Genomic DNA, 21,870 nt, shown 5'->3' with positions numbered 1-21,870 from the left:
GCCAACGGTTGCCGCGAATCGGCAGGGCGTAGCTTTCGTCGCCGGCCTGACGATTTCCTGCCAAGCCACTGAGGACTGGGGGCCGCGGGCCGGTGGCCTTCGCCGGGGCTCGGTCACTGGCCCAGACGGGCCAGGCCGAGGCGGGCCGGCTCTTCGACCACCCACAGCCCGCTCTTTTCGGCCAGGGCCGCCCGGTAGTGGCCGATCGCCTCCTTGACCTGACCGTCCCGCTCGAACAAGGTCGCCAGGACCATCTGCCCGTAGGCCCGGTCGTCCCGGCTTACCTGGGTGGCCAGGGCCTTCGTGTAGGCCTCGACGGCCTTTGACCGTTGGCGGTCCGAGGCCAGCCGGTAGGCGTCGCCGAGGCGCAGGTACAGGCGGCCCATCCCGGGCGGGCCCATGGCCTCCGGGTCGTTGACCCCGGGCTTCGGCTTCGGCGCCGTCTCCGCCAGGGTGAGGGCTTCTTCGAGGCGTTCGGCGGCCCGGGCGTACCGGCCATGGAGGAGGTCGTCGAGGGCCCGCCGGTCCGCCTCGAAGGCCTGACGGCCCCGGACAAAGGTCGGCGAGGGCGGGGTCGCCCCGGCCAGGGAGCGGCTCGGCATGGTTCCCCCAGGGCTGAAGGCGGTGAATGGTCCGAGCGAGGCCGGCATCTGGCCGGCGGCCACCCAGAGGGTCTTGCCGGCCGGGTCGATGATCACTGAGATGGCCGTGGTCTCCGAGGCCAGGACATCGCCGCCAGGGTCGAAGCGGCGACCCGCGGTATCGAAGCGGTCGCGGAGGATCTCGGCGGCCGACTCGGGAGCGAGATAGCCGTAAGCGGCCGTGGTCAGCTCGGTCAGGCGTTGGTGCCGGGAGAGGGCGGCCGAGGTGAAGGCGCCGGGGAGCGGGGGCTGGGCGCTCGATGTCGGCGTGGTCGGAGCCGGGACGAGGGCCAGGCCGCCGACGGGTGACCGGGCCCGCACCTCCCCGCCGACGCACTCGGCGACGACCCCGGGGGATGACGGGTCGGCCAGGATGAACTGGGCGTCGAAGCTCGGGGGAGACTCGTGCAAGGCCCCCAGGGCGTCGTCGACGTCCCGGGCGGTGGACAGGATGGCGGCCATCGACGTGACCGGCGGGGCGACGGCCCTATCGGCGGACGAGGGGGTGTTCGTGACCAGCATGACGACGGCCACGCCGGCCTGGTTAAGACCGGCCTGGAGGGAGTCACGCCCGGCGAACCCTACGCCGACGTAAGGGATCTTGCCGGTCTCATGGACCAGGCTGACCAGCGGATGCTCGTCGACCGCTCCGGGAGCGGCGAAGCTAAGGTTGGCGGCGATCACCAGGCGGCCGGCGGCGGCCGCGGGACCCGAGGCCAATAGGCCCGCCCCGCCCCGGGCGTCCAGGAGGGGTTGGCTCAGGGCGGCAGTCTCGAGACGGCCGAGGGCGCGGCGATAGCTCAGGCGCTCGGGCCCGATGAGGATAGTCTCCCTCAGCCATTGAGCCGCGCCTCCGCCCCGGAGCTTGACTACGGTCAGGGCTTGGACGGTGCTCTTGCCGGTCCGACCCGGCGAGGCAAGGACGAGGACGGCGATGATGAGCAGCAGCAGCCCGAGCCAGAGCCCGACCTTCAGGGGGTTGAGGGGCGCGGTGCCCCTGGCCGCCATGGGCCCACCTCCAAAGACGAACGGTCTCTTCCATCCGTACGCCGGACGTTGGGCATTGTATGCCAATGCCTTGACGGCTGAGAAAAGGGCACAAATGCAGCCCCCGCAATCCGGGTGTGGTTGCGGGGGCTCTTGTCGTCGGCGGTTACCGGCCTGGGCGGTATTTTATGGGTGACTTCAGAAGGGCGTGAGGCCTTCAGGCTTCAACTCCCGCGGTCGGTTCATCCATCTTGCATAGGACCCTGGAGTAGGGGGTCACCTCAATCGAGAAAAGCTCCCTCAGAGTGGCTCTGGTCGCCTCGAAGACTGGCTCCCGGTATTCCGGCCGGGTGAAAACGTAGCCCCGCCATTTGTTCTCGCTGAAGGCGCGAACCCAGTCCTCGACCGGCATCATGTCACGCAACCTTACGAATCCACCAACCGACTCTGGGCTCTTGATCGGCCAGTCCTTGCCTTCCTTGAACTTCGGTCCGCTCGGGATATCCACCCAGATGTCGGCCCGAGAAACGTCCTGCCCGGCCTGTTTGCAGCGGTCGGCGATGGACTCCCTGACCTGGGCGATGAGGTCAGGTTTCTCATATAGGGCCATCAGGTCTCCCAAGCAGGGTAGGGTGTCGGGAGTTACCGTCTTGCTTGAGATGACCATCGCTCTCTTGGGCAGGCGCCTGAGGCAAAGATCTCTGGCCAGTTCGGCCACGGTAACGTCCGCGCTCCCAACCGAGAGGGCGTACACATCCGTATCCGTCAGTCGGAGGAAGGAGGCTGGGCCGTCTATTCGCACACCATGGACACCTTCGCCAGTGGCCATGAGCCGCTCAAATATGGACCGGAAAAGGCACTCGGCCGACCGGACTTTGTGGTGGTGATATACGGTGCTGAACAGGAGCATCTTGCTAAAGACGATTTGTTCAAGGGTGGAGACGCCGCTCATATCAACGCTCAGCCGAATCCTACCAGATTTGTCCTCAATAACGTCGACCGTGTAGAAGAGCCGCTCAAGATCAAGGACCATCCGAATGCCGGTGAAGTGAGAGTCTCTCTGGATGTAGTCCAGCTTGTCAGCATCGAATGCTCCGTTAATGATGTCGGTCAGATAAGCAACCTTGGGAGTATTCGCTCGACCGACGATCATGTCGGCCACCAAGTCCAGGTCGAATTCGACATGATATGGCCGTTGCACGTGCTCCCGAAAATAGTCCCGGAATGCCGGGCTGGTCACAATGAGGAAGGACAATACTTCGTGCGGCGAGGCTCCTTGGAGCCTCGTGTTGGATGCGATTTCGTCGTGGATCGCCGGGTAAACCCGGTAGACATCTTCGGAGATGTGCGAAAACGGACCGTGGCCGCAGTCGTGCAGCACGGCCGCCATCCGCAGGTGGTTAATGTAGTTGTCATCCATTACCGCTGGTGATGGCTCTCTGCCCTTGAGCCGCCGCCCCAGGGCATTAGCTAGCCGGTCGGCAATGACGGTGACGCCAAGCGTATGCTCAAAACGATTGTGGTTCCCGGAGGGGAAGACCAGAGGGACCAAGTCGACCTGGTTTATCCTTCTCAGGCGCTGGACCAGCGGCAAGTCCAAGACGGCTATCTCATGGGGCATAAAAAGGTTGGACCCCAGAACGGTGTCGTGAATCACCTTCGGGGCCCTGATGGTCTCCGGCCTATGGCTTCTTAGTGAGTCTTCGACCACGGCATTGACGTTATCCGCGAGGACCGTCAACCATGAACACCACCTTTGAGGAGCCTAGTCCTTAACAAGCTCCTCAAGCTTGTGGCTCACTTCCTGCAACACCTTACGAGTATCCGGTGAAAACTTGGGCAGCACCGTTCTCTTCAATTCGTCCTTCATGGAAGCTCGTAGTTCATAGACGGAGAAACGCGGGTTCACTGTTCCTAGGACTGATGAGGTTTCGAGGCGGAACAAGACTCTATCAAGCAAGTCGGAAAACGCGCTCAAACCTGAGGTGTCAAAGTGGAAGTCCGACAGCAACTTTGGGTAGTCCTGCCGAAGCATGTAGAACGCCTCGTGGATTCGCTCGGGGTCTTTCGAGATAGTCTCGGCGCCGACTTCACATAGCAGAGCCTTTATCAGGTCATCGGCGGTCACGGTGCGAACCAGCGTCTCCTTGAGCTGTTCCAAGCCAGTCACGCTCTGCTCACCCCCTGGTTTCGTTCTCAATTCTGAGCATTCCACCCGAACTAGTATTCTCCTCCAGGAAATCGGGAATTAGGCCCTTTCTCTTTAGGCTATTCCGGAGGCGGTTCAGCCCCTACTCGGCCCGCCCGGGCAGGATCCCCCCAAAACCTTTGAGACTGGGATTGCCCAGGCCTTTGCAGAGGGCCAGGACCTTGAATCGCTCGCCCATCCCGCCCGGCATGATCAGCTGCTTGGCCGCTCGGGCCTCCGGCGAGGGGCCGCCCCCCGGGTCGGCGGAGATGGCATCGAGGATTCCCAGGTTGACCAGGAAGTGCAGCTGGTCGGCGTAACCGGCGACCGTCCAGCCCAATTCGTTGGCCCGTTTGCCGAGGGCCGAGAAGTTGACGTGGGCGGTGATGTCCCGGTCACCGGGTGACTGGAACGGGTCGGGATCGGCCCGGTGCCGGTGGTAGGTCATCACCGTGCCGTCGAAGCGGAAGTCCGGATCGTAGAGGCTGGGCGATAGGTAGCCGTAATCGATGACGAGGGCCGCCCCCCGGGTCAGCCCGTCGTCCAGTTCCTCCAGCCAATCGAGGGCCTGGAGGTTGGCCTCGGCCTGCTGACCGTCGGCCAGCCGGACTCCGAGCCACTTGAAGTAGGAGGCCAGCTCGGGCCGGGACGGAGGGCCGGATTGGAAGGTCAGCCCATCCTTTCCGTCGGTTACATAAAGCTCCTCCAAGTCACCAGGGGTGCCACGGGCGTCACGGCCGCCGCGGCCGCCGCGCCCCTTCCCCCGGACCACGTGGACGGGAAAGGCGTCGACCAGTTCGTTGGCGATCACGCAGGCCGGGGCTCGCTCGACGGGGCCGAGGTCGGGGGCCCAGGTAACGGGGATGCGATGAAGGGACTCGCCCCCCCGACCTTGACGATCGCCCCCCCCGCCCCGCACCCCGGCGATGGTCGCCGCCTGGACTTCGCGGAGGCGCTCGCTGGTCTCGATGATCAGGTAGCGCAAGGCCGGACCGGCCGGCGACCCGGCCAGGGCTTCGATGAGATCCGCCGCCAGGGCCCCGGTGCCGGCGCCGTACTCGACCACCCAGAACTGGCCCGGCTTCCCGGCCGCCGACCAGACGTCCTCCGCCTGGCGGGCCAGGGTCCGGCCGAAGATCGCCCCCACCTGGGGGCTGGTGTAGAAGTCGCCGGCCTTGCCGATGTTCAAGTCTGGGCGGCGATAGTACCCCAGGGCCGGGTGGTACAGGCAGAGTTCCATGTAACGGGCGAAGGTCATCGGCCCGTTCGCGGCGATCTCCTCGGCAATGACTTGTCCCAGCTCGTGATCGGCGGTCATGATCCACCCCCGTCAGGCGGAATATCCCCGGATGGGCGAGGCCACCCTAAGCATCGACTGCTGATGGATACCGAAAGCGAGGCTACCGAATGAAGGCTGCCGTCCTACCGTATGTCTTCTTCCTCTTGTTCTCGTCGCTGCACCCCGTGCCCCTGGCCGCGGGGACGGCCGGCACCGACCAGTCGTCGTGGGAGTCCTTCAAGCTCCAGGTCTACTCGCGACTCGACCTGACCACCGAGGACCTCCAGGAGGCGGCGGTGGCCGCGGCCGAGCCGTCGCTCCTGGCCGCCGGGCCGCCGACCCGGGCCAACCCGAGTCCCGTCCTCAGCCTGACCGACCTCGGCCGCCGGACGGTCGAGCTGAACCTGCCGGTGATGGTCGGAACCTGCACGACGGGATATGGCCACGCCATCCCGTCTCAGGAGGTCAACATCGCCCTGGCCGCGTCGTACCTGTCGGGCGTGGTCGTCAAGCCCGGCGAGACCTTCTCCTACAACGCCGCCGTCGGGCCATACAGCCAGGCCAACGGATACGGCCTCGGTAGGATGTTCGTCGGTCAACGCATCGTCCCCTCCGTCGGCGGCGGGGTCTGTCAGGTGGCCACGACTCTTTACAACGCCGTGGTCATGGCCAACCTCGAGGTCGTCGAGCGCCACAAGCACGGCCTGACCGTCCCCTACCTGCAGGCCGGGCAGGACGCGACGGTCTCCGACGGAGCCCTGGACTTCAAATTCCGCAATAACCTGTCCTCGCCGGTGATGATCTATGCCGTGGGCGCCAACAAGGTCCTGACGGTATCAATCTACGGCCGCCAGAAGGGCCTGCCGGTGCGCTGGGAGCACCAGGTCCTCGAGACCTACCCCAAGTGGACCGAGTCCAAGGACGACCCGGAGCTGCCCAGGGGCGAGATCGGGGAATTGGCTCCGGGGCAGGACGGGGTCAAGGTCCACAGCTGGCTGGTCATCGGCTCGCCGCCCGCGGCTGAGCGGCGCGATATGGGGATCAGCACCTACCGGGCCAGCCCGCGGGTGGTCGTCATCGGAACGGGGCCGCCCAGGACGGACCAACCGGGTGCCGGCTCGGACCGATAAATGGGTCACGGGCCGGGTCTAGGGGATTGTGGACCGGAATAGAGCTTCTACTGTCCCGGGTCGCGGCGGCCATCGTTGGGTTCTGGCGGTGGCTCCTGGGACTGGGCGGGTGAGCCGGCGAGCAGGAAGGTTACAAGGTGTCGGCGAACCCTGGACGTGACGGCTCACTGGGCGATCGGCTCACCAACGGATTCTGGCGGTGTGGCGATGGTCGCCGCGACTTCCCCCTAGGCGCTGGGCGGTTCTCCGAGGTGGCCCGTGACCCTCTCCTACTTGGCCCTGGTCGGTCGGATCGTCCTTCTGGGATTAGAACGGGTCTTCGTCAAGCGTCTCGGCGAGGGGCGCGGCAGCGTGGAGACGACCTTCGTCTTCTTCGGTCTGGCCGCGCTCTATTTGTTGCCGGTGGCCGCCATCTACGGCCCGCCGCGGGCGGATTTCCTCCGCTTCGCCCTGCCCAGCGGGGTCATCTACAGCTTCGCCTTTGTGCTTTATGTCAACTCCCTGTCGACCGGCGAGGTCTCGCTGGTCAGCCCATTGGCCAACCTGAACAGCCTCTTCCTCCTGGTGCTGGCCGCCCTCATCTACGGCGAGCCCTTTAGTCTGTTGAAGCTGGCCGGCACGGTGGCCATCATCCTGGGGGCATCGATGCTGCGGGCCCCGGGAGGACCCCGGGCGTCGGCCAGGCGCCCGGTCAGTCGTCACCCGGCTGGCGGATTTATCGCCTTGGTCCGCTACCCGCCGGCCCTGGCGATGATCGGCTACGCCGCCTTGCTGGCGGTGACCCGGGTCATCGACAAGGGCGGCCTCGGGGTGATCAACCCGGTCACCTACTCGCTGGTCATCTACTCGACCATCACCGTCTGCCTGGGGATCCTCCTGGCCCTCCAGGGGCGGCTGCGCAAGGCCTGGGAACTCCTGCTCGATCGGCCGGTCACGGCCTTCCTGGCCGGCATCGTCAACGCTTACTCCTATCTGCTCCTACTGTATGCCATCGTCGGCCTGCCGCTGTCGGTGGCCGAGCCCGTCTCGAGCCTGTCCCTGTTCGTCACGGCCTTCCTCGGGGCGGTCATGTTCGGGGAGAAGGTGAAGGGCCGCCTGGGGGCGGCGGCCCTGATCGTGCTGGGTTCGTGGCTCTTGGTCTGGCGCGGGTGAGGGCGCGGGGTCAGACCCCGGCGCCCTTCTTGATCCCCTCGAGCATGGTCCTGGCCATGGCGACGAAGTCGTCCGAGCGGTAGTCCTCGATCCGGCCGGCGTCGGAGAGCCGGGCCAGCTGTGGATCGATGGGCAGGCGGGCGAGGAGCGGGGCGTCGGCCGCCCGGGCCAACTCTTCTCCGCGGCTTGGCCCGAAGACCTCATGGCGCTTGCCCGATTCCGGGCAGGCGAAGTAGCTCATATTCTCGACCACGCCCAGGATGGGGATGCCCAGCTGGTTGGCCATCTTGACGGCCTTGCGGACGACCATCCCGGCCAGGTCCTGGGGGGTGGAGACGACCACCGCCCCGGACAGGGGCAGGGCCTGCATCACGGTGAGGGGCGCGTCGGACGTGCCGGGGGGCAGGTCGACCAGGAGGACATCGAGGTCGCCCCAGACGACGTCGGTCCAGAACTGGCGGATGGCCCCGGAGATGAGCGGCCCGCGCCAGATGACGGGCAGGTCCTCCTGGCCGAGGAGCAGGTTGATGGACATGACTTGGATGCCCAGGTCGGGGGTGGCCACCGGGATGATCCCGAACTCACTCGCGTCGGCCTGGCCTTTGAGGCCGAACATCCGCGGGATGCTCGGGCCGGTGATGTCGGCGTCGAGGATGCCGACCTTCTTCCCCTCGCGGGCCAGGGAAACGGCCAGCATCGAAGTGACCATGGACTTCCCCACGCCGCCCTTGCCGCTCATCACGGCGACCACCACGCCGATGTGACTGAGTTGCTGGGCTTGGGTCGGCCCTCCCTCGGCGCCGGGGCCACCGCTGATCTTGGCCAGCTCCTCCGGCGACAGCTGGCCCATGCGGACCTGAACGTCCTCCACCCCGGGCACGGCGGCCACGGCCTGCTTGACGTCGGCCTCGATGCCGCCCCTCAGCGGGCAGGACGGGGTGGTCAGGGCGACGGTCACTTCGACCTTGCCCCCGTCGACCTTGACTTCCTTGATCATGCCCAGCTCTTCCAGGCTGCGGCCGAGTTCCGGGTCCATGACCTTGCTCAGGGCCTTCCTGACTTCGCCTTGGTCAACCATGCGGTGACGCCTCCTGTCTCCTTCCACCTGCGCAAACCCCCTTGGGCGCGAATACTAGTATAGCCAAGATCTCTCAGAAGTTCAACTGAGAGCCCCGGCGGCGGGCGTGAGAGCCCCCGCGGCGGGTCGGAGAGGGCGAGAAAATTCCCGCTTGACAGCCCTCCTGACGGGTGCTACCATCATAGGCAACACCGGGGCGGCCCCCGCCGCCGCGGGCAACTGAATAAGACCCCTCTTTCATCTAGAGGCGGCTGAGGGACAGGCCCGATGATGCCACGGCAACCACTCCCCATTCGGAGGACGGTGCCAATTCCTGCGGACTACGGTCCGGAAGATGAGAGTGAAGGCGGAGCGCGTCTGCTTGCGACCCTTCATTCGGAGGGTTTTTTTATTTTTCCTTTAGGCCGGCCGCCGAGAGGCCGCCGTCCTCATTCGTTCATCATCTGAGGAGGGGATGCCGCTTGAGCGTCAAGAGTCTCGAGGAGATCAACGAGAGGATCCACAAGAAGAAGGCCGTGGTCGTCACGGCCGAGGAGATCATCAGGATCGTCGACGAGAAGGGCCCGGCCGAGGCGGCCAGAGAGGTCGATGTGGTGACGACGGCCACCTTCGGGGCGATGTGCTCGTCCGGGGCCTTCCTCAACTTCGGCCACGCCGACCCGCCGATCAAGATGGGCAAGATCTGGCTCAACGACGTCGAGGCCTACGGCGGGCTGGCCGCCGTCGACACCTACATCGGGGCCACCCAGCCCTCGGAGACCAGGGGGCTCGAGTATGGCGGAGCCCACGTCATCGAGGACCTCATCGCCGGCAGGCCGGTCAAGCTGCGGGCCACCTCCTACGGCACCGACTGCTACCCGCGGACGGAGATCGAGACGGTCATCACCAAGGACGAGATCAACGAGGCCTATCTCTACAACCCGCGCAACGCCTACCAGAACTACGCCGCGGCGACCAACACCTCGGATCGGACCCTCTACACCTACATGGGCGTCCTCCAGCCGCGCTGCGGGAACGTCACCTACAGCACCTCGGGCGAACTCAGCCCGCTGCTCAAGGACCCGTACTACCGGACCATCGGCATCGGCACGCGGATCTTCCTCGGCGGCACCCAGGGTTTCGTGGCCTGGCCGGGCACGCAGCACAACCCGTCGCGCCCGCGGGCCGAGAACGGCGTCCCCCTGCAGAACGCGGCCACCCTGGCGGTCATCGGCAACCTCAAGGAGATGAGCCCGCGCTTCATCCGGGCGGCCACCTTCGAGCGCTACGGGGTCAGCATGTACGTCGGCATCGGCATCCCCATCCCCATCCTCGACGAAGAGATGGTCCGTTCGGTGGCCGTCAAGAACAGCGAGATCTTCACCAAGGTCTATGACTACAGCGTGCCCTCCCGTGACCGGCCGTGCCTGGGCCGCGTCTCCTACGCCGAGTTGCGTCGCGGGAGCATCACCCTGAACGGCCGCGAGGTACCGACGGCCCCCCTGTCCAGCCTGAAGGTGGCCCGGGAGATCGCCGACGTCCTGAAGGGCTGGATCGCCGGCGGCGACTTTTTGCTCACCCAGCCGGTGGCCCAGTTGCCGGCGACGGCCAATCCCAAGGGGCTCGAGGTCAAGGCCGGCTCCCAAGCCGCCAACGTCGCGGGGGGTGGCGCCCGATGAAGCGGATCAAGGCTCTCCTTCGTTTCCCGCCCAACCGGGCCGGGAAGCCCATCACTTACCACCTGGTCAAGGACTACGACCTGCGGATCAACATTCTCCACGCCGAAGTGGCCGCCAACCGGGTCGGCGTCCTGGTGATGGACGTCGAGGGACAGGAGGAAGCGATCGACGGGGCGACTCGCTTCGTCCGGGACGAGGGGGTCGAGTTCCACATCGTCGAGAGCGCCGTCTCCTGGGACCGCGACCGCTGCATCGACTGCGGGGCCTGCACCGCCGTCTGTCCGTCGGGGGCCCTGTCCCTGGACCAGAAGGACTGGAGCCTGGTCTTCACGCCGGCCGACTGCTTCGTCTGCGAGTCCTGCCTGAAGGCCTGTCCGATGCGGGCCATCGCCCCGGCCATCGGCGGGACGCCGGCCAGTTGACCCCATGTACGAGCCCCGGACCTACCGCGACCTGTTCAAGGGTCAGAACCTCGTCTTCTTCAACTGCTGCCTGAAAGAGACCGACCTCCAGATCGGCGCCCACCGGCGGCTGGAGGCCGAGGCCATGGCCCTGGTCGTCGAACTCAGGCGGCAGCTCGAGGGGTACATCCTGGCCGTACCGGAGTTCCGGACCAGCCTCGTGCCCATCGACCCGGCCCCCTGGGCGCCGCCCATCGTCCGCCGGATGAGCGAGGCCGGCGCCGCCGCCGGCGTCGGCCCGATGGCCGCCGTGGCCGGTGCGGTCAGCCAGTTCGTCGGGGTGGAACTGCTCCGGTACTCGCCGGAGGTCATCGTCGAAAACGGCGGGGACATCTTCATCCAGTCCGGCCTGCCCCGGAAGATCGGCATCCACGCCGGGTCCTCGCCGCTCAGCGAGAAGGTCGCCCTGAAGATCAAGCCGGAGGACACGCCCCTCGGCGTGTGCACCTCGGCCGGGACGGTCGGCCCGTCACTGAGCTTCGGCCGCACCGACGCCACCGTCGTCGTGGCCAGGGACGCGGCCCTGGCCGATGCCGCGGCCACCGCCATCGGCAACCGGGTCAAGACGGCCGACGACATCGAGGCCGGGCTGCGGGTGGCCGGGCGGATCCGCGGCCTCCTGGGGGCCGTCGTCATCATCGGGGATAAGCTGGGGGCTTGGGGGGACGTCGACCTACAGCCGTTCTAGGGCAGGCTCACCTCACCGGTGCGCCTGCCCGTCGTTTTTTTCGCGACCAGACCGTCCCGGGCCCCCGAGGCCCCGACCTACCGTTCGTCCGGCGGCAGGTATTCGGTGAACGGGATCTCCTCCGAGGCGACCTCGGTGATCCGGTTCTTCCGGTCGACGAAGACGATCTTCGGGACCAGCCGCTTGACCTCCGCCTCGCTGTAGTACCCGTAGGAGATGACGATCACCTTGTCGCCTGGGTGGAAGTGGCGGGCCGAAGCCCCGTTGAGGCAGACCACTCCGGAGCCGGCGTCCCCGGGGATGGCGTAGGTCTGCCACCAGGTGCCGTTGGCGATGTTGGTGATCTGGACCATCTCGTAGGGGACGATCCCGGCCGCGTCCATCAGCGCCCGGTCGAGGGTGATGCTCCCCACGTAGTTCAGGTTGGCCTGGGTGCAGGTCACCCGGTGGAGCTTGGACTTGGCCATCATCCGCAACACGGCGGATCAACCTCCGTTCATCTTCGCGGGACGCGGGAAGGACAATGTCGCGGCACTCGCCGGGAAACTCGGTGGCTCGCCCCGGAGGACCCGTTGCACGTCCAGCAGGACCGTTCGGGTCACCTTGAGGTCGGCTTCCCGGGTGAGGCCGGCGATGTGCGGGGTCAGGACGACGTTGTCGAAGCGGGAGAAGTCTGGGTCGACGCCCGTCCTCGGCGGCTCATGCCGCCTGACGTCCAGGGCAGCCCCGGCTATATGGCCTTCTGTCAGGGCCTCATATAAGGCCTTCTCATCCAAGACTCCGCCGCGGGAAGTGTTGACAAGCATGGCTGTAGGCCGCATCCGGCCGAGCTCTTCCCGGCCGACGAGGTTGACCGTCTCGGCGGTCAGGGGCAGGTGCAGGGTGATCAGGTCCACCTCGGCCAAGATGTCCGGCCAGGGAACCAGAGTGATCCCGTTCTCGATGACCGTCAGGTCGGTCGGGGACAGCCGCGGGTCGAAGGCCAGGAGCCTCAGGCCGAAGGCCTTCAGACGGTGGGCGACCAGCTCACCGATGCGGCCGAGGCCGATGATCCCGGCGGTCTTGCCGGAAAGCTCACCCCCGGAGAAACTGGTCCGGTCCCAACCCCCGGCCACCGTGTGGAGGTGCGCCGGGATCAGGCGACGGCTGAGGGCGAGGGCGGCGGCGACGGCGAACTCGGCGACCGATGTGGCGTTGGCCTCGGGGGCGTAGACGACTTCGACGCCCCGGCGGTGGGCGGCTCCGACGTCGATGTTGTCGAGGCCGACTCCCAGCCGGCCGACCACTCGCAGGGTCGGTCCCAGGCGCATGAGGGCGTCGTCGACGCGGGTCTGGTTGCGGACGATGAGGGCCTCGGCCGAGCCCACCTCGCGCCTCAGCCGGTCCACGTCGGCGAAGAGGGTTCGGTCGTAGCTGATCCGGAACCGGTGGTCGACCTCGGCCAGGCCCTCCTCCCAGAGGTACTCGCTGATGACGATGCGGCCGGAGCGGCCGGAGCGGTCGGTGACCAATCGCTGGCCGTCCTTTCCTGGCCGCCCCTCAGCGCTACATAGTACGCCGGGGCTGGCAGAATGTGAGGCGATTGGGCGGGATTGGGAGCGGAGCCCGCGTCACCCAGATCAGGTCTTGTGCGGCGTGCCAGGCTAGGTCTTATACAGCGAGGCCCTCAGGGTGTCCGCCCGCAGCCCCGTTCGCAGGGACTCGAGGGCCAGGATCTCGGCGGGCGGGATGTTCCCCAGGTTGACGTTGGGGCCGAAGCGGAGGATCAGTTGCTCCTGCTGGTTCTTGAGGGGCGCCTCCCAGATGATCAGGTTGGTGTCGCGGACGGCCGACAGGATCTTGGAGACCTCCTCGTCGACGATCTGGCCGGCCTCGTTGTAGATGCCCACGCCGCGCCCCATCTCACGGCCCTCGACGATGACGAACCGCACTCCCTGGCTCAGGTCCTCCTGAATGATCCGGCGCATGGTCTCCCATGGGATGCGCTCGCGGGGATCCTTCTTGCCCACTTCGGACAGGACGGTGAAGCCCAATTCGTGGGACAGGCGGATGGCCCGTTCGCGCTCCTCGGGGAGGAGCGGGATCGTCCCGTCGGAGACCTCGATGGCGGTGAAGCCGAGGTCCTTGGCCTTGGTCAGGAAAGGCTCCAGGCGATCCTGCCAGATGGCCACCTCGAGGAAGGTCCCGCCGGGGTAGGACTTGACCCCGCTTTGGGTAAGGATTTCGAGCTTCCGGCGGAGGGTCGGTTCGGGGTAGAAGGCCGACGTGCCGAAGGGCAACTTCCAGAAATCGATGTAGTCCGCGGCCAGCTCGAGCAGACCGGCGGTTTCCGTGGTCCCCATGCCCTTGTCGATGACCATGGTCACCCCGGCTCGTCGGGGCGGGCGTGAACGACCCCCCATCGGCGGGGATACGAGACCGCCCCAGGCCTTCGGCGGTCGTTCGTGGCTCGGATACCTGTCGCGACTGGTCACTTTGCTCCCTCTCCTTTGGGCCGTGTGCGTGCGGACGCGCCGGCGGCCCAGCCGCGGGGCGGGCGAGCCCCGGGGGCCGCGAGTCCTTCCTTATGCTATTCCGCCCGCCCGCCGGTGGTGAGCAGGCAAGCTTCGTCTAGCTGGGATGTAGTAGACGTAACGGGTATACGTAACAGGAGGGCCCGGGCGATGGGCCCGAGCCTTGACGCCTGTTCGGCGCACGGGGTTCCCGAGGTGAGGGCATAATAGCGTCCTGGCAGTCGGGAACCGTTGGGAGGGTCTTTGGTTTGACCTTGAGCGCGTTCTGGTGGTCGGTGATCGGAGGACTGATCGTCGGGGTTTTGACCACGGCCTTATCCGCGCTGCTCTTCCCGCTCTTCTTCCGAGGGGCGCTGATGAAGTTGATCAAGCCCATCCTCAGCACCGATTCCGAGCGCAACGTGGCCTACCAGACCCTGGCCCTGCCGAAGACGATCGACCCCCTTTCGCTCCTCCAGATCATGGTCCGTGGCCAGACTGGTGAGCCGTTCAACCGGCCGATGGGGGCGGCCCGTCGCGCCCGCGGTCTGGATCAACTGCACTTCCTCCCGGCCCAGATCTCGCGGCTGCCGACCCTGTCCGTCGAGGACGTCGACACCTCGGTGACCATCGGCCCGAACGCCCGGCGCCCGCTGAGGTGTAGGACGCCGATCATCATTGCCGGAATGGGCTACGGGGTGGCCCTCAGTGAACGGGCCAAGGCCGCCCTGGCGGAGGGGGCGCAACTGGCCGGGGCGGCCCTGAACTCGGGCTGCAGCGGCTATCTCCCGCAGGAGCGGACGACCGTCGATCGCTACATCGTCCAGTACAACCGGGCCGGCTGGGGCAACGCCATCGGGGACCTGCGCCAGGCCGACGCGGTCGAGATCGTCTTCGGCCGGGGGGCCTCGGGCGGGGTCAGTGAATCGACCCCGGTCAAAAATCTCCCGGCTCGCTTTCGCCAACTGAATCAGGTCACCGCCGAGTCGGGCGAAGTCCGGATGGAGTCGCAGTTCGAGACGATCAAAGACGGGCACGACCTGCGGCGGGTGATCGACTGGCTGCGGGACGAGACGGACGGCCTCCCCATCGGGGTGAAACTGGCGGCCGGCGACATCGAGGCCGACCTGGAGGAGGTCCTGGTGGCCGAGCCCGACTTCCTGACCATCGACGGGGCCGAGGCCGGCGGCGAGGACGGCTACGCCATCACGGCTGAGAACTTCGGCCTGCCGACGGTCTTCGCCATCCCGCGGGCCGACCGCTACCTGCGCCGACGGAAGATCCGCGACCGGATCAGCCTGATCGCCTCGGGGGGGCTCCATGAGCCGGGCGACTTCCTCAAGGCCATCGCCCTCGGGGCAGACGCCGTGGCCATCGGGACGGCCGCCCTCCTGGTCATGGTCCACGCCCAGGCGCTCAAGGTCTATCCCAAGGACCCGCCATTGACCTTGGTCCTGCCGAACACGGAGAACTCGGACCGCTTCGACCTCCACGCCGGAGCCCGCCGGTTGGCCAACTTCATCAAGGCCTCGACCAAGGAGATGGCCATCGCCACCGGCGGCCTCGGCCACCGCGGCCTGTCGGAGGTCTCGGCGGAGGACCTCTGCGCCTTCACCGGGGAGATGGCCGTGGCCACCGGGGCGCAGCCGGCCTACGAGGCGCCGCGGGCCGGGGAACAGGGCGGGCCCCCCGATCCGGAGGGCCCGCGGGAAAAGCCGGTGCGGCCGCTGGTCAAGCCGCGTGAGCGCGGGAGGGCGGAGTACTGGCACTAGGACCCGCCGGCGCGGGGACAGCGGGGCGGCAGGCGGCGGGGCGGCAGGCGGCGGCCCGCTCTACTGGACCACCCCGGTCATCGCGTCCAGGCGGACGAAGCGGTAGCCCGTGCTCCGCAGGGTGTCGATGATGGACGGCAGGGCGGCCACCCCGTCGCGCGAGCCGACGTGCATCAGGACGATGGCCCCGTCGCGGGCGCTGGTGAGGACCTTGGCCGCGACCTGGTCGGGACCGGGCTCGCGCCAGTCGAGGCTGTCGACGGTCCACATCACGGCCGCCCGATAGCCGCGGGCGCCCAACTCGCTCAGGAGTTCACGGTCGTAGGCCCCATAGGGCGGTCTGAAGAGATCGGGTTCGATCCCAAGGATCCGCCGGAAGGTGGCCGCGGAGTGCTGGAACTCCGCCTCGCGGGCGGCCGGGTCGAGCTTGGTCATGTCCTGATGGCTGTAAGAGTGGTCCTCGACCAGATGGCCCCGGGCGGCGATATCCCGGGCCAGGTCAGGATGGTCCTCCACCCAGCGGGCCCGAAGGAAGAAGGTGGCCTTGACGGCCTTCTCGTCGAGGACCCGGAGGAGATCGGGGGCCGAGTCGTAGATCCAGCCGGCGTCGAAGGTCAGGGCGATCTCCTTGCCCGCCGAGTCGCCGGTGCGGCCGAGCCGATCGGCCAGATGGTCGATGACCGGTACGGCTGGGCCCACCAATGGCCGGGTGGAGCCGTCGCCCGAGCCCGCGCCATCCGCACCGTTTTCGGCCCCGCCGCCGTGTTCGGCCCCGAAGCCCCGGTCGGCCGACCCTGGACCTGGCGTCACCAGCCCGCTGCCCGGCCCGGGGAGACCAGCCCACGGCCCCTTCCGGGTCCGCCCCGTCAAGCGTCCGTAAGCATAGGCCGAAGCCGCCCCCAGGCCGAGCCCCAACAGGGCGACCACGGTCATCACCGCGACCAGTCGTTTCAGCTTCAAAGAGCTCATCACCCGTCTCTTAGGAATCTGCCCCAGAGACGGTTTTAAGCCCCCGCGCGCACGCGACCTGAGCTGGGAACTAATGGGCACGGGCGAGCGAGGTCGGGCGATGACCGGTCAAGCCGGGCGTTCATAGCATGGCGTAGGGCCCGCAAAAGGTCCGTTAAGGGCCCGTCACGGGTCCGCCAAGCGAGGGACGCCCACTTGCCGCCAACCAACGCCGTCAATCAGACCCAGGCATCGCGGCCCGACCCGTACCCGCCCCCCCCGCTGTCAGCTCCGCCGCTGGTCAGCGTGATCTTCCCGGCCCGCGACGAAGGGGCGAACGTCGCCACGACCCTGGCCTCGCTGGCGACAGCCGAGGTGGACGTGCCCTTCGAGGCCATCGTCGTCGACGACGGTTCGCAGGACGGGTGCTGTCATCTGACCAGGGCCTTCCCCTACCCGCTGAGCATCGTCAGGACGCGGGGCCTGGGCGCCCCCCAGGCCAGGAACCTCGGTGCCCGCCTGGCCAAGGGGCGCTACTACGTCTTCTGCGACGCCCACCTCGACTTCCCGCCGCACTGGCTGGATGCCTTGGTCGAACCGTTGGCCCAGGCGGCGGCGACCGGCGGCGACTTGGGAGCCGTCTCCCCGGGGTTGGGCGTGCCGGGCGACCCGCGCCGGGCCGGCTTCGGACAGACTTGGAATGATCGGCTCGAGGTGACCTGGCTGAAGCCGCCCAAGGGAATCACCGAGGTCCCCTTGCTGCCGGGGGGGTGCATGGCCTTCCGAGCCGAAGTCTTCAGGGACATCGGCGGCTTCGATCACGCCTTTCAGACCTGGGGTCACGAGGACGAGGAGATCTCCATCAAGCTCTGGCTGTTCGGCCACAACGCGGCGGTTGTCCCGGAGACCGTGGTGGGTCACCTCTTCCGCCAACGCCACCCGTATCGGGTGACCCTTTGGGACGCCCAGTACAACCAGGTCCGGATGGCCGTCAGCCACTTTAATGAGGTTCGGGTCGGGAAGGTCATCGCGCTCCTTCAAAAGTACAGCTACTGGCAGCAGCTGGTGGAGATCTCCCGCCGGGCCGCGCAAGGCCAGCGCGAGGATTTCTTCGCCCGGCGCCGCCGGAGCGATGATTGGTTCATGGAGCGCTTCGGCATCCCGTTTTGAGGCCGGCGGAAGTCGGCCGGTCGTTCCCCGCAAGCGGTGATGGAATTGACACCCCGCGGGGGGTCGATTATAGTAAGCAGGGAACGGGCCGCTTTGAGGGCCGTTTCTAGCTTTGAGCCGCGGCTGGACGAGCCCGCCGGCAAGATTGGATGAGCGCCCATGAGCATCGGTACGCCTTCAGAGACCAAGATCGGCCCGTCGGACCTTCGCAACGTGGCCATCATCGCCCACGTCGACCACGGCAAGACCACCCTGGTCGACGCCCTGTTGCGGCAGACGGGGACCTTCCGGACCAACGAGCGGGTGGTCGAGCGGGTCATGGACTCGAACGACCTGGAACGGGAGCGCGGCATCACCATCCTGGCCAAGAACACCTCGATCCGCTACCGCGACCTGAAGATAAACATCGTCGACACGCCGGGCCACGCCGATTTCGGCGGCGAGGTCGAACGGATCCTGTCGATGGTCGACGGGGCCCTTCTCGTCGTCGACGCCTTCGAGGGGCCGATGCCACAGACCCGCTTCGTCCTGTCCAAAGCCTTGGCCCAGAAGCTCAAGCCGGTGGTGGTGATCAACAAGATCGACCGCCCCGACGCGCGGCCGGCCGAGGTCGTCGACGAGGTCCTCGACCTCTTCATCGCCCTCGGCGCGGACGAGGAGCAGATCGACTTCCCGATCATCTACTCGGACGCCCGCCGGGGCACGGCCCACCTGGCCCCGGACGACGGCAACGAGGACATCAAGCCACTCCTCGACGCCATTGTCGAGACCGTCCCGTCGCCCTCGGGCGACCCCGGCGGCCCGTTTCAGATGGTCATCTCCAACCTCGACTACGACGAGTACGTCGGCCGCATCATCATCGGGCGGATCGCCCGCGGGACCGTCCGCACCGGGATGAATGTGACCATCTGCCGAGAGGACAAGACCAGGCCGGCCAAGGTCGGCAAGCTCTACACCTTCGAAGGGCTCAAGCGGCTGGAAGTCCCCGAGGCCTCGGCCGGCGAGATCGTCGCCCTGATGGGCTTACTCGACGCGGGCATCGGGGACACCGTCACCGACCCCGAACACCCGGAGGCCCTGCCGCCCATCACCGTCGAGGAGCCCACCCTGTCGATGACCTTCCGGGTCAATGACAGCCCCTTCGCCGGTCGCGAAGGCACCTACCTGACCTCGCGCCACTTGCGCGACCGCCTGGACCGCGAACTCGAGTCCAACGTCGCCCTGCGGGTCGAGGAGACCGATTCCCCCGACGCCTTCGTCGTCAGCGGTCGCGGCGAGCTCCACCTGTCCATCCTCATCGAGAACATGCGCCGCGAAGGGTACGAAATGGGCGTCTCCAAACCCAAGGTCATCTTCAAGCAAGAGACCGGCCCGGACGGTCGGAAGAAGCTCCTCGAACCCCTCGAGGACCTGGTCATCGACGTTCCCGAGGAATACCTCGGGCGGACCATGGAACACCTCGGGACCAGGCGCGGCGAGCTGACGAACATGCACGCCCGGGGCGGCCGGGTGAGGATCGACGAAATCATCCCGGCCCGCGGCCTGATCGGCTTCCGCTCGGACTTCCTGACTTACACCAAGGGCTACGGCCTGATGTACCACATCTTCCACGGTTACGGCGAGCACCGCGGATCCATCCCCGAACGGCGGAGCGGGTCTCTGGTGGCCTGGGAACGCGGGACGGCCACGGCCTATGCCTTGTCCCACCTGGAGGACCGGGGGATCTTCTTCCTGGGACCAGGCGAGGACGTCTACGAAGGCATGATCGTCGGCGAGGCCACCCGGGATAAGGACATCGACCTCAACGTCGGCAAGAAGAAGCACGCCACCAACGTCCGCTCGTCCACCGGCGAGGAACTGGTCCGCCTGACCCCGCCCCGCCGTCTCTCGCTGGAACAGGCCCTGGAGTTCATCAACGAGGACGAGCTGGTCGAGGTCACCCCCAAGGCGATCCGCCTGCGGAAGAAGATCCTCAATCGGCACACCCGGCGGGAGGCCAGGCACGAGGTGTACGTCGGGGAGTCGGACGAGAGTTAGGACCCCGCGCAGTAGCCGTGACACGCGGTGGCCCCGGGGGTTAGCCCCGGGGTCCTTTTATGACGTCTTTTGATAAGCTGGACCGGCCAATACCGCCTCTAGCTGGGTGTCGATATCTGTCGAAAGCCCGCTAAATTCCGGCCGCCGTTGGTCCGATATTAGTGAAGGGAAGAACTCTCTGCCCGGCGTCCTCGGTTGCGAGGACCGGGAAGAAACCTGACGACCTGAAATGGAGAGAAAAATAGTGATCACGGTAGCCATCGTGGGGGCCGGCCGAGGCGGCACGTCGATCCTGCGGGTGCTGAAAGGGGTTCCCGACGTCAAGGTGGTCGGCATCGCCGACCGAGGCATGGACGCGCCGGGCATGGTCCTCGGACGCCAACTGGGAGTCCACACGACGACCGATGTCGGCGCGCTCCTGGCCACCCCGGGTCTGCAGGTGGTCATCGAGGCCACCGGCGTCCAGGAAGTCAACGACCTCATCTATCAGAAGAAGCAGGCCAAGACGGCCGTCTGCGACGCCAGTGTGGCCAGGTTGATCATGCTCCTTGTGAGCAGTCGCGAGGAAGTCATGAACCAGCTGCAGGGGCAGTCGACCGAGCTGGCGGCGGTCGGCGAGAGGCTTTCGACCACCATCTCTTCGCTGGGCACGCCCATCAAGGAGATGGCCGAGAACGCCAAGGATCTGCTCCACCGGTCCCAGTCCCTGGCCGAAGTCTCCAATCAGGGGCAGAAACACGTTAAGGAGACCGGCGAGGTGATCGAGTTCATCAAGACCGTCGCCGATGAGACCCGACTGCTCGGGCTCAACGCGGCCATCGAGGCGGCGAGAGCCGGCGAGCACGGGCGGGGCTTCTCCGTCGTCGCCGAGCGCGTCCGCGAGCTGGCGGAATCCAGCGGCGTGTCGGCCAAGCAGATCAACGGAACCCTCGGCAACATCGACGCCACCATGACCCAGATCCTCAACCAGGCCGAGGAAATGAAGCAGGTGACCGAACACGTGGCGGCCAGCCAGAACCAGGCCGCCGACAGCCTGACCCAGGCGATGAATGAAATCTCCACCGTTTCCAGCCAGCTACAGGGCTTCTCGAAGAAGCTCCTCGAGGCGGCCCGGAACGGCTGACTCGCCGGCCGCGGCCTCTCCTCGGTGAGCCGCCGACCCGCGACGGGCTCTTCAGGGCCCCCGCCACAGGATCGCCGCGACAGGACAAGACCCCCTACCGGGAGGCTCCGGTGCGGGGGTCTTCTTTCTTTCCGCGGTGGGTCCCGGCCCGCGTCGCCGGTCGCCGCGCCGCCGGCCGCCTACCCCTCGACCCAGCCCCTCGCCCAGTCGACGAAGTCCTCCCAACGCTCGAAGACGTGATCGGCACCGGCGTCGGCGGCGCGGACCCGCGGGTCGTGGCGCTCGTACCAGGCGGCGGCGACGGCCGTGCACTCGGCCGCCCGGGCGGCCCTGACGTCGGCCAGGTGGTCGCCGACGAAGACCGATCGGCCGGCCTCGGCCCCGAGGGCCCGCATGACCAACCGCACGCCGTCGGGGGCGGGCTTCCGCTTGAAACCCACGCTGCCGGTGAGGACCACGTCGAAGAGGTCGGCCAGGCCGGTCTCGGCGAGAGTGATCCGGGCGGTGCCGATGCCCTTGCCGGTGACCACCCCCAGCCTGACACCTTCATCCCTGAACCCGGAGAGGTCGCGGACCTGGGCCGCCGGTAAGGGCACGTAGCGGGCGTGCCGCGAACGGTAGAGATCGAGGTAAGACTCCAGGGCCTCGGCCGCTTCGGTCGGCGGCAGGACCCGTTCGAGGACGCCTTCCTCGGGCGGGCCGAAGAGGGGGGCGATCTCGTCGTCGGCGAAGCGCCTCCCGGTGAAGCGCAGGAGGACGTCGCGGAAGCAGTCGTAGATGAGGGGCAGGGTGTCGCACAGGGTGCCGTCGAGGTCGAAGATGAGGGCGCGGCGGGGGGCGTCAATGGGGTTGTTCATGGCGGCTGACTTCGGCGGCCGCGGCGCGTAGTCCTTGCCGATCAAGCGCATGTCGATCAAGCGCAGCCTGTCAATGGACAGTGAATATGTCACCTGTATAAGCGCATAACGGGACTGAGAAAATGTCACCCTCAGCGTTTCCGCGACTGGTTTAGCGTTGGCTCATGAGTTTTTGCCAACCGGGGTTCTTCTGACGTAGATAGGTCTCC

Annotated in this window: 19 protein-coding genes and 1 riboswitch; of the genes, 9 read left to right on the top strand and 10 right to left on the bottom strand. The window is 67.0% G+C overall.

The genetic code is table 11. The features are described from left to right. Positions 1 to 113 precede the first annotated feature (113 nt). From VGL40_00725 to VGL40_00710, 4 genes are all read right to left on the bottom strand, one after another. Positions 114 to 1,649 (bottom strand): hypothetical protein, encoded by a 1,536-nt coding sequence (locus VGL40_00725; GenBank protein HEY3313792.1) that lies wholly within the window; start codon positions 1,647 to 1,649, stop codon positions 114 to 116. A gap of 196 nt (positions 1,650 to 1,845) precedes the next feature. Further along, positions 1,846 to 3,369 (bottom strand): HD domain-containing protein, encoded by a 1,524-nt coding sequence (locus VGL40_00720; GenBank protein ID HEY3313791.1) that lies wholly within the window; start codon positions 3,367 to 3,369, stop codon positions 1,846 to 1,848. 24 nt (positions 3,370 to 3,393) lie between these two features. After that, complete coding sequence (locus VGL40_00715; protein ID HEY3313790.1) at positions 3,394 to 3,798, bottom strand: hypothetical protein; 405 nt, start codon at positions 3,796 to 3,798, stop codon at positions 3,394 to 3,396. Positions 3,799 to 3,919: 121 nt separating this feature from the next. Continuing rightward, entirely contained in the window at positions 3,920 to 5,134 is a 1,215-nt protein-coding gene (locus VGL40_00710; GenBank protein HEY3313789.1) for an SAM-dependent methyltransferase, read from the bottom strand. A gap of 89 nt (positions 5,135 to 5,223) precedes the next feature. Here VGL40_00710 and VGL40_00705 point away from each other — a divergent pair, with 89 nt between their 5' ends. Together VGL40_00705 and VGL40_00700 are read left to right on the top strand one after the other, a co-directional pair. Further along, complete coding sequence (locus tag VGL40_00705; protein HEY3313788.1) at positions 5,224 to 6,225, top strand: VanW family protein; 1,002 nt, start codon at positions 5,224 to 5,226, stop codon at positions 6,223 to 6,225. Positions 6,226 to 6,483: 258 nt separating this feature from the next. Further along, a complete protein-coding gene (locus tag VGL40_00700; protein HEY3313787.1) occupies positions 6,484 to 7,377 on the top strand; it encodes a DMT family transporter in 894 nt (297 codons plus the stop codon). Between the two features lie 10 nt (positions 7,378 to 7,387). Here the strand turns inward: VGL40_00700 and VGL40_00695 are convergent, their stop codons facing one another. After that, on the bottom strand, positions 7,388 to 8,455 hold the full coding sequence (locus VGL40_00695) for an Mrp/NBP35 family ATP-binding protein (GenBank protein HEY3313786.1): 1,068 nt from the start codon (positions 8,453 to 8,455) through the stop codon (positions 7,388 to 7,390). Positions 8,456 to 8,689: 234 nt separating this feature from the next. Further along, a riboswitch (SAM riboswitch) is annotated at positions 8,690 to 8,796 on the top strand. A gap of 120 nt (positions 8,797 to 8,916) precedes the next feature. Between VGL40_00695 and VGL40_00690 the strand changes: the two genes are divergently transcribed. From VGL40_00690 to VGL40_00680, 3 genes are read left to right on the top strand one after another with little or no spacing between them, the layout of a single operon-like run. Continuing rightward, positions 8,917 to 10,113, top strand: coding sequence for a homocysteine biosynthesis protein (locus tag VGL40_00690; protein ID HEY3313785.1), 1,197 nt, complete (start codon positions 8,917 to 8,919; stop codon positions 10,111 to 10,113). After that, positions 10,110 to 10,535: an NIL domain-containing protein gene (locus VGL40_00685; GenBank protein HEY3313784.1), complete on the top strand. Its 426-nt coding sequence runs from the start codon at positions 10,110 to 10,112 to the stop codon at positions 10,533 to 10,535. The genes VGL40_00690 and VGL40_00685 overlap by 4 nt, the downstream gene beginning before the upstream one ends. A 4-nt stretch (positions 10,536 to 10,539) precedes the next feature. Continuing rightward, complete coding sequence (locus VGL40_00680) at positions 10,540 to 11,262, top strand: UPF0280 family protein (GenBank protein HEY3313783.1); 723 nt, start codon at positions 10,540 to 10,542, stop codon at positions 11,260 to 11,262. Positions 11,263 to 11,339: 77 nt separating this feature from the next. Here the strand turns inward: VGL40_00680 and panD are convergent, their stop codons facing one another. From panD to VGL40_00665, 3 genes are all read right to left on the bottom strand, one after another. Continuing rightward, positions 11,340 to 11,741: an aspartate 1-decarboxylase gene (panD, locus tag VGL40_00675; GenBank protein ID HEY3313782.1), complete on the bottom strand. Its 402-nt coding sequence runs from the start codon at positions 11,739 to 11,741 to the stop codon at positions 11,340 to 11,342. Between the two features lie 6 nt (positions 11,742 to 11,747). Then, entirely contained in the window at positions 11,748 to 12,773 is a 1,026-nt protein-coding gene (locus VGL40_00670; GenBank protein ID HEY3313781.1) for a hydroxyacid dehydrogenase, read from the bottom strand. Between the two features lie 132 nt (positions 12,774 to 12,905). Continuing rightward, entirely contained in the window at positions 12,906 to 13,736 is an 831-nt protein-coding gene (locus VGL40_00665; protein ID HEY3313780.1) for a phosphosulfolactate synthase, read from the bottom strand. Between the two features lie 287 nt (positions 13,737 to 14,023). Here VGL40_00665 and VGL40_00660 point away from each other — a divergent pair, with 287 nt between their 5' ends. Further along, positions 14,024 to 15,526: an FMN-binding glutamate synthase family protein gene (locus tag VGL40_00660; protein ID HEY3313779.1), complete on the top strand. Its 1,503-nt coding sequence runs from the start codon at positions 14,024 to 14,026 to the stop codon at positions 15,524 to 15,526. A gap of 60 nt (positions 15,527 to 15,586) precedes the next feature. Here the strand turns inward: VGL40_00660 and VGL40_00655 are convergent, their stop codons facing one another. Further along, positions 15,587 to 16,495: a polysaccharide deacetylase family protein gene (locus VGL40_00655; GenBank protein ID HEY3313778.1), complete on the bottom strand. Its 909-nt coding sequence runs from the start codon at positions 16,493 to 16,495 to the stop codon at positions 15,587 to 15,589. 195 nt (positions 16,496 to 16,690) lie between these two features. On the opposite strand from VGL40_00655, the gene VGL40_00650 reads away from it, so the two are divergent. The 3 genes from VGL40_00650 (at position 16,691) to VGL40_00640 (ending at position 20,804) form a co-directional block, all read left to right on the top strand. After that, positions 16,691 to 17,644, top strand: coding sequence for a glycosyltransferase (locus tag VGL40_00650; protein ID HEY3313777.1), 954 nt, complete (start codon positions 16,691 to 16,693; stop codon positions 17,642 to 17,644). A gap of 159 nt (positions 17,645 to 17,803) precedes the next feature. After that, a complete protein-coding gene (gene typA / locus VGL40_00645) occupies positions 17,804 to 19,681 on the top strand; it encodes a translational GTPase TypA (protein ID HEY3313776.1) in 1,878 nt (625 codons plus the stop codon). Between the two features lie 244 nt (positions 19,682 to 19,925). Continuing rightward, positions 19,926 to 20,804 carry a methyl-accepting chemotaxis protein gene (locus VGL40_00640; GenBank protein HEY3313775.1) on the top strand — a complete coding sequence of 293 codons (879 nt, stop codon included), beginning with the start codon at positions 19,926 to 19,928 and terminating at the stop codon, positions 20,802 to 20,804. Positions 20,805 to 20,983: 179 nt separating this feature from the next. Here VGL40_00640 and VGL40_00635 read toward each other — a convergent pair whose 3' ends face one another. Beyond that, complete coding sequence (locus tag VGL40_00635) at positions 20,984 to 21,712, bottom strand: HAD family hydrolase (GenBank protein HEY3313774.1); 729 nt, start codon at positions 21,710 to 21,712, stop codon at positions 20,984 to 20,986. Positions 21,713 to 21,870: the final 158 nt, after the last annotated feature.

The sequence above is a fragment of the Bacillota bacterium genome, assembly GCA_036504675.1.
Classification (GTDB): domain Bacteria; phylum Bacillota; class Sulfobacillia; order JAJYWN01; family JAJZPE01; genus DASXUT01.
The sequence above is the reverse complement of the archived record's forward strand: the minus strand, read 5'-3'. Positions and strand labels throughout refer to the sequence as shown.

Bases quoted from the DNA above. Each gene is read 5' to 3' on its own strand.
- VGL40_00725 (HEY3313792.1), bottom strand. From the start codon at position 1,649: ATGGCGGCCAGGGGCACCGCGCCCCTCAACCCCCTGAAGGTCGGGCTC.
- VGL40_00710 (HEY3313789.1), bottom strand. From the start codon at position 5,134: ATGACCGCCGATCACGAGCTGGGACAAGTCATTGCCGAGGAGATCGCC.
- VGL40_00705 (HEY3313788.1), top strand. From the start codon at position 5,224: ATGAAGGCTGCCGTCCTACCGTATGTCTTCTTCCTCTTGTTCTCGTCG.
- VGL40_00695 (HEY3313786.1), bottom strand. From the start codon at position 8,455: ATGGTTGACCAAGGCGAAGTCAGGAAGGCCCTGAGCAAGGTCATGGAC.
- VGL40_00685 (HEY3313784.1), top strand. From the start codon at position 10,110: ATGAAGCGGATCAAGGCTCTCCTTCGTTTCCCGCCCAACCGGGCCGGG.
- VGL40_00680 (HEY3313783.1), top strand. From the start codon at position 10,540: ATGTACGAGCCCCGGACCTACCGCGACCTGTTCAAGGGTCAGAACCTC.
- VGL40_00655 (HEY3313778.1), bottom strand. From the start codon at position 16,495: ATGAGCTCTTTGAAGCTGAAACGACTGGTCGCGGTGATGACCGTGGTC.
- typA (HEY3313776.1), top strand. From the start codon at position 17,804: ATGAGCATCGGTACGCCTTCAGAGACCAAGATCGGCCCGTCGGACCTT.
- VGL40_00635 (HEY3313774.1), bottom strand. From the start codon at position 21,712: ATGCGCTTGATCGGCAAGGACTACGCGCCGCGGCCGCCGAAGTCAGCC.